Origin of the sequence: Algoriphagus yeomjeoni, from assembly GCF_049821175.1 — a bacterium.
GTDB classification, from domain to species: domain Bacteria; phylum Bacteroidota; class Bacteroidia; order Cytophagales; family Cyclobacteriaceae; genus Algoriphagus; species Algoriphagus yeomjeoni_A.
This window is the reverse complement of sequence record NZ_CP187512.1, coordinates 4,030,880-4,043,862: the sequence shown is the minus strand read 5'-3', so window position 1 is coordinate 4,043,862 and position 12,983 is coordinate 4,030,880. Positions and strand designations below refer to the sequence as shown.

Sequence of the window (12,983 nt, the reverse complement as noted above, 5' to 3'; positions counted from 1 at the left end):
AGGATGATTTTTATTTATTTCATTGAAAAACAGGTATTTAACTAGTTTGAGTCAAAATTAATTGAAATCATAGATCCTGTCAGAGATACCAGTGCTGTGATCAAGAAAAAGATCAGACTAAAAGCGACTGCAATCGCCTCATCTATTCCTGCGTAAGTGTGCGCATAGACGAAAACCAGTTCCCGCGCGCCCACTCCACCTATAGTCAGAGGCAGCACAGCCACGATCGAGGAAAGTAAAAACACCAATTGATAGGCAAGAAAATTCTCGGTCACTCCAAGGCTTTTCAAAATAAACCATGCGCATACTAATTGTGCCAGCTGTCCAGCCATTGACCAGCCATTAGCCTTCCAAAAAGAGGGCAGAAAAGCTTTAAACAGGAGTTTTTGTATCAGCCAAAAAGCAGGAAAAACCAATAATGCAGCTATTCCAACCATAAGCTCCCAAGGAATTTGGGAAGCAAATGGCAAAGTCAAATTCACTGGAAGAATCAAAGCCAGCAGCAAAAACACGATGGCGACCAAACCTCCCAAACGATCCAGAAGTGAGGCTTGCACCAAAGATTTGACAGGGGTTTGGTAATGCTTATTCAGCAGGTAAACCTTATAACCATCACCGCCGATTCCGCCTGGAAGAAAAAGATTGTAAAACATCCCAATCAAGTAAAGCTTGATATTGAGCTTTTCAGAGATGATTAAACCGATGTTTTTGAAATAGAGATTTAAGCGAAATGCAGTAAAAAGCTTACTGAGCACAAAAGTGAAAACCGCAGGTATTAGCCAAAGCCAATGAATTGTTTTGGTGATTTGCCAAAGCTGCTCGGTGTCGATTTTGCGAAAAACAAGAAACAACGCCAAGCCGGTCAAAACCAGTTTCAAGGCAGTTGTTAATTTCTTTTTAAGAGAACTCTCTGTTTTCGCCAAAATTTAATTGCTGTATGAAAACCTAGTTGGCTCCGTCTATTTCCTGCTGCACTGCAACTATCGATTCCAGCGCTCCCTGATAAACAGATTTGATGCTATAGGTTGTCTTATCCTGAGACTCGAAGTAGGTACGGACAATAATCTCTGCAATAATTCCCGTGGTGATAAACTGAATACCTCCCAGCACCAAAATAAAACCTAGAATCATAATCGGTCTTCCCCAGATATCCTCACCCATGATTTTCAGGATTAGCAAGTAAAAGTTGATCAACAAACCAATCAAAAATGCGATAATCCCAATTCCTCCAAATAAGTGAATTGGTCGCTGAAAGTACTTTTGAAAAAATAACATCAGAATCAAATCCGACATCACTTTAAACGTTCTGCTCAAGCCATATTTAGATTCGCCATGGATCCGTGGATGATGCTTCACATCCATCTCAGTCATCTTAGCACCTTGTTGCTTCGCCAAAACAGGAATGAATCGGTGTAATTCTCCATACAATCCCATTCCCTGAGCAATTTCCGCTTTGTAAACCCGAAGCGTGCAACCGTAATCTTTCAAGTAAACTTTGGTGGTATTTCTGATCACCCAGTTGGCGATTTTACTAGGGATTTTGCGAAGCACAAACCCATCTTTTCTATTCGCTCTGCGGCCTGCTACCACATCCCATTCCTCATCGATTGCTTTTTGAAGCATCACTGGAATGTCAGTTGGATCATTTTGCAAATCCCCATCCATCGTAGCAATGTATTCGCCGGTAGCCATGTCTATTCCTGCTGCCAAAGCTGTGGTTTGGCCAAAATTCCTATTGAATATAATCAGCTTAGTTCGGCTATTCGCATACTTTTTTACCTCAGCCACAGTCCTATCAGTAGAACCATCTTCTATCAAAATAACTTCGTAATCGATTGCTTCCAGAGCGGAATAAGTTGCTTCCAAAAGTGGCTGGATATTATCCTCTTCGTTATAAACAGTGATTACTACGGAAATCTGTGGCTTGGACATGCGATAAAATTTTGTCAAAAATACGGTAAAATACTTCCTAGGACAAAAAAGCTAGGATTGGCTTTCGGAAGCCAACGAAAATTTGGCATTGCAAAGTTCAATAGGTTTATCTTTGCGACATGTCCTTAAAAGAGTATCATATTAATCCATGGGTGGTTATGGCGGCATTTGCCATCCTAGTTGGCCCGTTTGCGTTGAGTTTTCACATGCATTTCCCAGATGAAATGTATTACACCGATGCAGCTGTGAAAATGATACAAAACGGAGATTACCTAACCACTTATTTGGGAAATGGAGAACTTCGATTTCGCAAACCTATTGGTACATATTGGGTAGTATTGGCAGGATTCAAGCTGTTTGGAGTCAGTGCATTTTCTTCCAGGATTTTCTTTTTACTTGCTGGAGCATTGACTGTAGGAGCCACATATTGGCTAGCTAAATTACTTTTTGATGACAAGAAGATAGCTGGAATCTCAGCACTGATAATTGCTGCAAATCCTGTTTTGATTTTATCCGCAACCCGCTCAATTCCGGATGTCTTGCTAGGATTGACGATGACTCTTAGCGCTGTTGGTTTTGCAGGCTTGATCAGATTTGGTGATCAAGCACCAAAAAAATACCTCTGGATACTTTATTTAAGTTTAGCACTTGCTCTTGAAGTAAAGGGAATTCCGGCTGTGGCTTTGGGTGGGCTAGGCATTCTTTACCTCTTATTGAACCCTTGGAAAAGACTTTCATTTAAGACCGTCCTTCATTTCCCTTCGATAGCAGTCGCTCTCTTCATTGGTCTATTCTGGTTTGTTGCCATGTGGCAAATCCACGGACCTACCTATTTGGATAGCTTTCTTGAGGACCAGGTAGGTGCTCGGGTAACTTCACGTTATCTATTAATCCTGAAAAATGGATTGCTTGCTCTTGGGATTTTGATTGCCATATTTATTCCCTGGATTCTACTGGTACTTCCTAAAATCAAGGAAAGTACAAGAAAAGCATGGTCAGAGAATGCAGTCTTCTTCGGATTTGCACTTTTGTGGGGCTTGGCAATTCTGGGAATGGGGGCGATGACGGCTAAGTTTTATGAGCGATATTTATTGCCCGTAGCTCCAATTCTAGCAGTATTGATAGGTTGGCTACTTGTAAAAGGACAATTTGAATTCAGGAAATTGGGTCTAAAAATCAGTGTTTGGGCGTTCTTATCCCTTTGTCTAATTGTTGGAGTTTTCGGCTTTTGGATAAACTTTCAATTGGGCAGTTCTGCATGGATTTATCTTCAGCTGGCAGTGGGATTCGCCATTTTGACCTACCTCTTTATGCTGACTATTAGAAGCGAGAAACTTCCGAAAGCACTTTCTTATTCATTTCTATTGTTGTTTTTTCTCCTATCCACTGTCACTGCAAAAATATCCCTGCCAGAGCAAGGCGAGCAAATTGAAGTATTTGTATCAGCTAATGAAATAGATCCAAATGAGGAAATCGGGTTTATCGGAAATATCCACACCAGCAGCAAAATTAGGGTGTTTTTGGGACCTGATTATTATATGACTGATATATCCAGCGAGAAGAAGCTTACCGATGAGGAGTTACTCCGTGAAGCTGCCCGTTATACTTATTTGATAGTCGAGGATAAATTTTTAGGACTAATCCCAAAAAACCAGTACGAAATATCTGTGGGTTCGGTCAACTGGAATTCAAAACAAATCCCCTTTCTCCTACAAAACCTCAGTGATCCTGCCTTTGATTCGTTGGTGAAGGAAAATGGGAAGATTTACTATTGGCTCGAGAAAATGTGAATTAATACGTTTCTGGGAGATATGGATTAAACCTTTCCAGTTTTCTCCAGATCTGAATTTTGGCTAACCTAAGTGGCTCATCCTTGAACAGGATCGGATACTCTTCCTCGTAGATCAATTCACTAAATTCTGCAAATTCTCCTGGCGAATCGTAATTCCAACTCACGAAAACTCCAACTTCATCTTTCCCTACAAACTGCTCCAATCCGGGCCAAAGATCGAATTGATTCCTTCTTGAACCCATATTCAACATAAAGGTCTGAGGATGTTTAGGAAGGTAAAAAGAAAGTTCGGAGGCCATGTGATAGGTTTCTGAAAAGATATACGCGTCTTCAATTCCCAAACTATCTCTTAATGTGACGAGTCTTTCGGCTAAAGGCTCATAGCCAGCCATTCTTCTGAAAGCGGATTTCTCAGCCTTTTTGATAGGAGCAATACTTTTCAGCAAAGTAAAATCAGGAAGAAGGAAAAACAGCGGTAAACCGATACTTAAGCCTACACCCCAATTCCTGATTCTTTGCCATCTCTGACTTTGCTCGCACACCCAAGCCGCCATCAGAATGGCCAAACTCCCGTAGGCAAACACCGGCCAGTTCACTTCTATCGAAGTCAAAAAACTCAATGCAGCGAAAGCAGCCCAAGACATCAAAGCAGGTAAAAGCAAATAGACCTTTGCTCGGTCTTGGCTTTGAATTACTTTTCTAAAAGCTCCCACAAATAAAGGAAACAGAAACACCGAAATCATCGCCAGCTGACCTCCTAGGTATTCGAAGAATTGCCCAAAGGACTTTCCTACATCAAAAGTTTTGGATTCACCACCGCCACCACCGCTGAGGGCAGCCAAGTGCCTAAACGTGTCAAAGTTATTCTGCCAGTTCCAGATCAAAGCCGGGATAAAACCTAATAAAGTGATAAACACAAACAAGATGAAATTCTTGCTCTGAGTCTTCAAGCTTTTAATATATATGAGGTACAGAAAGAGAAATGGAAAAATGAGGATCATAACCATTTTTGCCATCAACCCAAATGCAGCAGCTAGCCCAGCCCATATCCACCAGGACTTTTTACCATCCTCCACTCCTCTATAGGCCATATAAATACTCAGCGCCCAGAAGAAGGTAAGAGAGCTGTCAGTCATGTGAAAAGTAGAAGCCAGCCACCACATGGGCATGGCTTGCAAAATCATAGCTGACCAAAAACCGACTTTAGCGGAATAGAGATGTCTGCCAAAAAGAAAAGTCACCCAGGACATGCCTAAGCCGCATAAAATGGCATTTACCCTTACTCCCAGTTCGGTATTGCCCAAAATAGCCGTACTAATATAATTGAGCACCGCTACCAATGGCGGCTTGGAATAATAATGCCAAGCCATATTCTGAGACCAAAGCCAGTATTGGGCTTCTTCAGTGAACAGGTCTATCTCCGGCCTCAGGGTAAATAAAACCTTGGCGAAGATCAGCCCACAACTGGCCAACCAAAAGTAAAGAGAGTAATTCGGTGACTTCTGCATAAGGTGATGTATCAAAAAAAAGCACCTCCCAGAAACTGAGAGGTGCCTCAAAATTACTATCCTTATCCGTTACTGTTTAGCCAGGACAACTTTTTCTTTGTATTTCTTGATCTGTCTTCTCAATCCCTCTATGGCATCGTCAGAAGCCGCCTCAAAGGAATCAGCCTGTGTCTTGGCAAAGAATTGCTTTCCTGGCACATTCAGTTTGATTTCTACTAGTTTATTTGCGTTGTTGTCATTTTTGTCTAGCCTCAAAAAAACCTCTCCGTCTATGATTTGATCATAGTAAGTATCCAGTTTGTCAGCTTTTTTCTGAATAAAGTCGATCAGTTTGCGATCGGCGTCAAAATGGATGGAGTGCATCTGCAGTTTCATATTGATTTGCATTTAGTGGTGAACAAATTATTTATTTATGCTTTCGGATGTGCCTGTTCGAACACAGCCTTAAGTTTTTCCATGGAATTGTGCGTGTAAACCTGAGTGGCCGCGAGATTTGCATGACCTAGCAAATCTTTGACAGCATTCAGATCAGCACCTTTGTTGAGCAAATGAGTAGCAAAAGTATGTCGCAAAACGTGAGGACTGCGCTTGGATGTCTGCGCGAAAAGATCTAGATAGTGCCTGACGATACGAAAAATCATCATAGGGTAACTTTGCTTTTGTTGATTGCTGACAATAAAGTAGTCAGTTTGACCAACTTTAGAAAACCTTTCTTCAAATACTTTTTTATACAGCAAAATATTCTGTTTTAAGCCTTTTGTAATAGGGATTATTCTTTCTTTTTTTCTCTTTCCCAACACCTTCACCGAATCCTCTATTAAATTGATATCCGACCATTGTAAACCAATCAACTCAGACAGCCTGACACCAGTGAGATAAAGAAACTCCATCACCATTTTGTCTCGCTGACCTTCGAAAGTAGGTTCATAGACGCTTTCATCTAAAACGGATTTTATGGCCTCTTCTTGTACAAATTCAGGAAGTTTCTTTGGGTTTTTAAGACCCTTTAACTTATACGTTGGATCAGTAGAAATGATCCGTGATCGCAGCAAAAACTTGTAATAGGACCTTAGTGTGGCGATTTTCCGGTTGACCGAAGTAGTACTTAACCCGCTATCTACCAGATCAATTACCCATGCTCTGAGTTCAGGATGAGTAGCTTCAGAAATTTCATTTATTTCGAATGAAAGCGATACAAACTCTTCGAAATGCCTCAAGTCACGGCGGTAAGCATCCACAGTATGTGGACTTGCTTTTTTCTCAAACTCTAAATAATTGATGAAAGAATCGATCATATGTCACGTAACTCGGTAGATAAGTTAGGAGAAAATAAGTGAATAATCGTCGGACAAAATCGTAAATGGTCATAAAAAAACGCACCTGCCTGATGGCAAGTGCGTTTGATATCGGAAGTCAAAACTGATTACTTCGCTGCTTCTTCTTGAAGATGCTGCTTGTAAGCTGCTTTGATGACTTGGGCTCTTCTTACTACGGAAGGCTTAGTGAAAGCTTGTCTCGCACGAAGTTCACGGACTGCACCAGTCTTGTCAAACTTCTTTTTGAAACGCTTCAGCGCTTTCTCGATTGATTCGTTCTCTTTTACGTTAACTATGATCATATCTATACACCCCCTTTCGTGGGCACAAAGGTATTGATAATATTCTAAAAACAATAGGACCACTCATAATAAACTCTTTTCAAGGCTCTTGATATATAGGGCATTTTGCCTAATTTTATCTTGAATCTCAATTAGTTTATCGTGAACATCAGCATTTCCATGAAAAGATCCTTTCTAGCGCTAGGCATTCTACTCCTAATTTTCACTCAATCTACCGCAGCATTTTCCCAAGAAACTCCTGAGAAAATGGAATGGTTTGCTGATGCCAAGTTGGGCATTTTCATCCATTGGGGAATTTATTCTGTCAATGGCATTGACGAATCCTGGTCGTTCTTCAACGATTATATCAGCTATGAGGATTACATGAAGCAATTGGATGGGTTCACTGCTTCGGAATATGACCCTGAAAAGTGGGCAAAACTCATCAAATCCAGCGGTGCAAAATACGCTGTCCTCACTGCCAAGCATCACGATGGAGTTGCACTTTGGGATACCAAAGCCAGCGATCTTTCTGTCGTTAAAAAAACACCAGCCGGAAAAGATCTGGTTGGTCCATTCATGAAAGCATTGGAAAAGGAAGGTTTGAAAAAAGGTATTTATTTTTCCGTTTTGGATTGGTCTCATCCAGATTATGACAGAAAAACACGAGTGACTTACCGATATAAAAATGATCCAGCCCGATTCAAGAAGTTCACTGATTTCAATTTCGAGCAACTTGGTGAATTATCCGAGCAATACAATCCGGACTTATATTGGTTCGATGGGGACTGGGAGCACAAGCCAGAAGAATGGAGAAGTGCGGAGCTCAAAAAGAAACTGCAGAACTACAATCCAAATGTGATCATCAACTCCCGATTAGGTCCTGGCTTTGGTGATTACGATACTCCTGAGCAAGGAGTACCCGTAACGCGGCCAAATAGCGAGTTTTGGGAACTTTGCATGACGATGAATAACAGCTGGGGCTATCAAGGGAACGACGATCAGTACAAAAGCCTAAACGAATTACTTAGAATCTTCGTCGATTGCCTCCATATGGGAGGAAATCTCCTGATGGACTTCGGGCCAAAGCCGGATGGCACTATCCCTGAGGAAGCAGAAACTATTTTGAATGAATTCGGCCGCTGGACCTCCAAGCATGAGTCAGCGATCTATGAAACCCAAGCGGGCATTCCAGATGGCCACGTCTATGCTCCTACTACTCTTTCGAAGGATAAGACAATCCTTTATATCTATTTGGATTATAAGGTAAATGAGTCTCTAGCCATCAAAGGGCTAAAAAATAAAATCCAACGTGTTTGGGTAGTAGGAAATGGTACTAAACTCCAATCCAGAGAAGTGGGCAAAATGTACTGGAGCGCTGTCCCAGGAATGAAATACATCGATATTCCTGACAATGTCTATGACAAGGATATCACTGTATTGGCGGTCTTGTTAGATGGTCCTGTAGATCTCTATAGGGAAAAGGGACAGGTGATTGAAAGTAATTAAAGGAATTATTTTTTACAATTTGGTTCACTTCTTTATTCAGAGTTCAACATTCATCATTCGATTATTCTTAATTGGAATTTGAAAAATTGGAAAATAAATCGACTACTTCGAGCTTTCTTTAAAATCTTCCTGATTAAGCAAAAAACCAAAAAAAGGTCTCCCATTTACACAGGAGACCTTTTCTATATATTCGGATGAATTGCTTAAGCGACTACTTTCTCAGCCAGCAATACGATCACATTGTCTTTCACTTCCACTACTCCGCCATCCACGATCATGGATTGCTTTCCGTCAGGAGTGGTAAAGGAAACAGTTCCCTTTGCCAAAGCCGAAACGATCGGAGCGTGATTATTCAGCACCTGAAATGATCCGTTAGCACCAGGAAAACTGGCTTCGGATACTTCACCCTGAAATACTTTTTTGTCCGGTGTGACGATTTCTAAATGCATGGAATTTTATATCGTTTGGAGACCCATATTCTAGTAAGTAGAGATAAAAGTCAACATTGAATTATTTACATGTTGTAAGTTATTGGTTGTTGGTTTCGAAAAACTAACAACTTACAACCAACAACTAATTTACCTAACTTCAGCCAACATTTTCTCTCCCTTAGCGATGGCATCTTCGATGCTACCTACCAAGTTGAAAGCTCCTTCTGGAAGGTGATCCAACTCACCGTCCATGATCATATTGAAGCCTTTGATTGTGTCTTTGATATCTACCAATACACCCTTCAAGCCTGTAAATTGTTCAGCTACGTGGAACGGCTGAGAAAGAAAACGCTGTACACGTCTTGCTCTGTGTACCACTTGCTTATCTTCTTCAGAAAGTTCTTCCATACCCAAGATCGCAATGATATCCTGCAATTCTTTGTAACGCTGAAGAATCTCTTTCACGCGCTGCGCACATCCGTAATGCTCATCACCCAAGATATCCGGAGAAAGGATACGGGAGGTAGAATCCAAAGGATCCACCGCAGGATAAATTCCTAACTCGGCAATCTTTCTAGACAAAACAGTAGTAGCATCCAAGTGAGCGAAAGTCGTCGCTGGAGCTGGATCCGTCAAATCATCCGCAGGTACATAAACCGCCTGAACAGAAGTAATGGAACCGTTTTTAGTAGAAGTAATACGCTCCTGCATGGTACCCATTTCTGTTGCCAAAGTTGGCTGGTAACCTACCGCAGATGGCATACGTCCAAGAAGTGCGGACACTTCTGAACCTGCCTGCGTGAATCGGAAGATGTTATCAATAAAGAAAAGGATATCCTTACCAGCACCATCGCCTTCACCGTCTCTATAATATTCTGCCAAAGTCAAACCAGTCAAAGCTACTCGTGCACGTGCCCCTGGAGGCTCGTTCATCTGACCGAAAACAAAGGTTGCTTTAGAGTCTTCTAGTTTTTTCAAATCAACTTTAGAAAGATCCCATCCACCTTCTTCTTCAAGGCTATGGACGAAGTCATCACCGTATGTCACGATGCCTGACTCGATCATTTCACGAAGCAAGTCATTTCCTTCTCTTGTTCTTTCACCAACACCTGCAAACACAGATAGACCTGCGTATGCTTTTGCAATGTTGTTGATCAATTCCTGGATCAATACAGTTTTACCTACACCAGCACCACCGAACAAACCGATCTTACCACCTTTTGCATAAGGCTCAATCAAATCAATTACTTTGATACCTGTGAAAAGCACTTCTGTAGCTGTAGAAAGATCTTCAAAACGAGGAGCAGATCTGTGAATTGGAAGTCTCTTACCAGCTGGTAAAGCAGGCAAACCATCGATAGCCTCTCCAACCACGTTGAAAAGACGTCCTTTGATGCCTTCGCCGGTAGGAACTGAAATAGGAAGACCTAGGTCTCTTACTTCCATGCCACGAACCATCCCTTCTGAGGAGTCCATTGCAATAGTTCTCACTCGATCTTCACCCAAGTGCTGTTGAACTTCCATTACGACCACTTGGCCATTTTCTTTGGTAACTTCTACCGCGTCAAGGATGTTTGGCAGCTTGCCGCCTTCGAAGGAAACGTCCACTACGGGCCCGATCACTTGAGTTATCTTTCCAATATTTGCCATTTGATAATTGAAATGTAAAAAGGATATGCTTTTTGAATTCGACCGCAAAATTAACCAATAATGCCTAAACCCAAAGGATATTTGGGAAATAATCTACAGCTTCTCAATTAATTGTCCATCATTGGCTTAAAAAAGCCTTTGTACCTAAAAATTACTCTAATATCCGCCTAGCAAACAAAAAGGCTTTTGACCAATAATTATTACTTAAGTAATCTTCCGAAACACCCAATGATGAAGAGGAGTGAATAAAGCGAATATCCCCTCGTGGCGTTTCGGTTACAATACCTGAATGGGTTACTTGCTTCCTTCTTCTACCTGTGGCAAAAAACAAGACATCGCCAGGTTTTATTTCATTGGCACGAATACTCTTTCCCATTTTACTTTGATCCGTTGAGATTCTTGGCATTGTAATCCCTACTGAGTAAAAGGAGTGATAGACCAATGCTGAGCAATCCATACCTGCCCGAGTAGTACCACCATAGCGATAGGGCGTTCCTGTGTAACTTCGGGCTGTCTGAATCACCGTATTAAATGGCTCACTAGTCACCTTCCTTTTTGATGCACAGGAACTCGCAAGCATCAATCCAACAACAAGAAAAAAAGCGGTGAAACGGAATTGTTTGCGCAGCATAGTGGTTTTTGTTCTTTCAATTATAAGCCGAAGTCAATCAGGAATCAACCTTTTTTTAGCAAAAGGGGGATTCATTTCGTTAACTTAACGACGACAACTGGTAATATGAGCAAAGAAGAATTCACTAACCTTCCTTTTCACAAAAAAATCAATACCATCTATTCGGAAGGCACTTTCGTCGTGGGCATACGCTATTACAAGCACAAGGTGAATCTCTATCTTCTCGAAAATGAATACGTAGAAGTATTCTACAATCACAAGCAGGACAAAATTGACAAGATTGACTTTCTTCCACGCGATCATACTCGAATGAAATTCTACCTGGATCAGATAAAGTTGGAGTGATATTTCCTGCAGAGAGAAGCTAATTTGATTTTAATAGAATAGTTTCCCGCAGATATACGCAGAAAAAACGCGCTGATCTACGCGGATTTTTTGATACTTTATAAGGGCAGAGTCATTCGGAGGAAAAGTTCAATTCGCTTTGAATGGTATGGTTTCCCGCAGATTGGCGCAGAAAAAAAACGCTGATTTATGCAGATTTTTGAGTTAACACGATCACTTTGATTCTTTCTACGATCAGCGACAATCTGCGGGAGTTATCTGCGTAGATCTGCGGGGAAAACCAACATACATCTCCGGGAAAACCAACAAACATATACAGGAAATATCATCCACAATTTGCAGGAAAGGAATCAGTCCAGTGGAAAATCCCAAAAAATTCGAGTAATTCGCAGTGTTAAGTCAACTAGCTATGAAGAGAAAAATTGCACTTGTAACAGGAGGATATACTGGAGAGTCTGTGATCTCACTGAAGAGTGCGGCTGTGGTGGAAAAAACCATTGACCGCAATCTTTACGACGTTTACAAAATCCTGATTTATCCTGGTGATTGGCATTTTTTGAGTGCTTCAGGGGAAAAAATACCGGTGGATCTGAATGACTTCAGCATCACGATCGGCGATGACAAAATCACCTTTGATGGTGTCTTCAATATCCTTCATGGTTCTCCGGGAGAAGATGGCAAACTTGCCGGTTACTTTGATATGATCGGTCTTCCATATACCACATGCGATCAGCTCAGCTCTGCTATCACGATGAATAAAGGCTATACGAAAGCTATTGTAGATGATATCGAGGAATTGAATATTGCAAAATCCCTACAGTTATTTGAAAACAGTATTAAAAATCTCCAGCGAGTGGAAGATGAGTTGACCTTACCTCTCTTCATCAAACCAAATAACGGTGGAAGTTCTATCGGCATGAGTAAAGTGAAAACCTGGGAAGAATTACCTGAGGCATTGGAAAAAGCTTTTGCAGAAGATAAGCAGGTACTTGTTGAAGAATTCGTTTCTGGTCGAGAGTTTTCTATAGGCTGCTATAAGGGCAAAGGAGAAATCACCGTGCTTCCCGCCACGGAGATCGTGAGCAGCAAGGAGTTTTTTGACTTTGAGTCCAAATATGTTCCTGGAGTAACGGAAGAAATCACTCCTGGTCGCCAAAACGAAGAAGAAGTAGCTCGTGTGAATCGAATTATTCCAAAGATCTATGAAAAGCTAAACTGCAAAGGCGCAATCCGTGTAGATTACTTTCTTCAACAGGAAACTGGAAAATTTTACTTCATCGAAGTAAATACAGTTCCTGGCCAAACTGAAACTAGCCTAATTTCCCAGCAAATACGTGCAATTGGAATGGAAGTGAGAGACTTTTATACTGAGCTGATTGAGGAGATGTTTTGACATCAGTCAAGCATCAAAAATCACTATGTAATTTCCCTAGCTAATGATGTCAAGCGGTGACAGCAACCAATCCCACGAACAGTACTACTTTGTCACTAAGCCTTCATTTTTTCAAAAAAACAAAGTGGACTAATATCAATTTCCTAACTCAGGATGATGAGCAATAGGCAATTCGACACTACACTTGGAATACTC

Annotated in this window: 13 protein-coding genes; 4 read left to right on the top strand and 9 right to left on the bottom strand. The window is 41.2% G+C overall.

What is annotated here, in order from left to right:
• Positions 1–41: 41 nt before the first annotated feature.
• A complete protein-coding gene (locus ACPUEN_RS16425) occupies positions 42–923 on the bottom strand; it encodes a lysylphosphatidylglycerol synthase transmembrane domain-containing protein (protein WP_425636983.1) in 882 nt (293 codons plus the stop codon).
• A gap of 22 nt (positions 924–945) precedes the next feature.
• Positions 946–1,932, bottom strand: coding sequence for a glycosyltransferase family 2 protein (locus tag ACPUEN_RS16420; protein ID WP_425636982.1), 987 nt, complete (start codon positions 1,930–1,932; stop codon positions 946–948).
• A gap of 119 nt (positions 1,933–2,051) precedes the next feature.
• Here ACPUEN_RS16420 and ACPUEN_RS16415 point away from each other — a divergent pair, with 119 nt between their 5' ends.
• Positions 2,052–3,722, top strand: coding sequence for an ArnT family glycosyltransferase (locus ACPUEN_RS16415; protein WP_425636980.1), 1,671 nt, complete (start codon positions 2,052–2,054; stop codon positions 3,720–3,722).
• Position 3,723: 1 nt separating this feature from the next.
• Here the strand turns inward: ACPUEN_RS16415 and ACPUEN_RS16410 are convergent, their stop codons facing one another.
• The 4 genes from ACPUEN_RS16410 to rpsU all read right to left on the bottom strand — a co-directional run bounded on the left by ACPUEN_RS16410 (position 3,724) and on the right by rpsU (position 6,850).
• Entirely contained in the window at positions 3,724–5,232 is a 1,509-nt protein-coding gene (locus tag ACPUEN_RS16410) for an ArnT family glycosyltransferase (protein WP_425636979.1), read from the bottom strand.
• 69 nt (positions 5,233–5,301) lie between these two features.
• Positions 5,302–5,607, bottom strand: coding sequence for a ribosome hibernation-promoting factor, HPF/YfiA family (gene hpf, locus ACPUEN_RS16405; RefSeq protein WP_111610109.1), 306 nt, complete (start codon positions 5,605–5,607; stop codon positions 5,302–5,304).
• A 35-nt stretch (positions 5,608–5,642) separates the two neighbouring features.
• Positions 5,643–6,527, bottom strand: coding sequence for a tyrosine-type recombinase/integrase (locus tag ACPUEN_RS16400; RefSeq protein WP_425636978.1), 885 nt, complete (start codon positions 6,525–6,527; stop codon positions 5,643–5,645).
• Between the two features lie 128 nt (positions 6,528–6,655).
• The gene (rpsU, locus tag ACPUEN_RS16395) at positions 6,656–6,850 is read right to left on the bottom strand and encodes a 30S ribosomal protein S21 (protein WP_091692504.1); all 195 of its coding nucleotides are present in this window, start codon (positions 6,848–6,850) and stop codon (positions 6,656–6,658) included.
• Positions 6,851–7,009: 159 nt separating this feature from the next.
• Here rpsU and ACPUEN_RS16390 point away from each other — a divergent pair, with 159 nt between their 5' ends.
• Positions 7,010–8,338, top strand: coding sequence for an alpha-L-fucosidase (locus ACPUEN_RS16390; RefSeq protein WP_425636976.1), 1,329 nt, complete (start codon positions 7,010–7,012; stop codon positions 8,336–8,338).
• A 203-nt stretch (positions 8,339–8,541) separates the two neighbouring features.
• Here ACPUEN_RS16390 and atpC read toward each other — a convergent pair whose 3' ends face one another.
• The 3 genes from atpC to ACPUEN_RS16375 all read right to left on the bottom strand — a co-directional run bounded on the left by atpC (position 8,542) and on the right by ACPUEN_RS16375 (position 11,050).
• On the bottom strand, positions 8,542–8,787 hold the full coding sequence (atpC, locus tag ACPUEN_RS16385; RefSeq protein WP_146916634.1) for an ATP synthase F1 subunit epsilon: 246 nt from the start codon (positions 8,785–8,787) through the stop codon (positions 8,542–8,544).
• 129 nt (positions 8,788–8,916) lie between these two features.
• Positions 8,917–10,419, bottom strand: coding sequence for a F0F1 ATP synthase subunit beta (atpD, locus tag ACPUEN_RS16380; protein ID WP_425636975.1), 1,503 nt, complete (start codon positions 10,417–10,419; stop codon positions 8,917–8,919).
• A 151-nt stretch (positions 10,420–10,570) separates the two neighbouring features.
• Entirely contained in the window at positions 10,571–11,050 is a 480-nt protein-coding gene (locus ACPUEN_RS16375; RefSeq protein WP_425636974.1) for a C40 family peptidase, read from the bottom strand.
• A gap of 105 nt (positions 11,051–11,155) precedes the next feature.
• Here ACPUEN_RS16375 and ACPUEN_RS16370 point away from each other — a divergent pair, with 105 nt between their 5' ends.
• Both ACPUEN_RS16370 and ACPUEN_RS16365 read left to right on the top strand, forming a co-directional pair.
• Complete coding sequence (locus tag ACPUEN_RS16370) at positions 11,156–11,395, top strand: hypothetical protein (RefSeq protein ID WP_425636972.1); 240 nt, start codon at positions 11,156–11,158, stop codon at positions 11,393–11,395.
• Between the two features lie 409 nt (positions 11,396–11,804).
• On the top strand, positions 11,805–12,788 hold the full coding sequence (locus ACPUEN_RS16365; RefSeq protein WP_425636971.1) for a D-alanine--D-alanine ligase: 984 nt from the start codon (positions 11,805–11,807) through the stop codon (positions 12,786–12,788).
• The last annotated feature ends 195 nt before the right edge of the window (positions 12,789–12,983 follow it).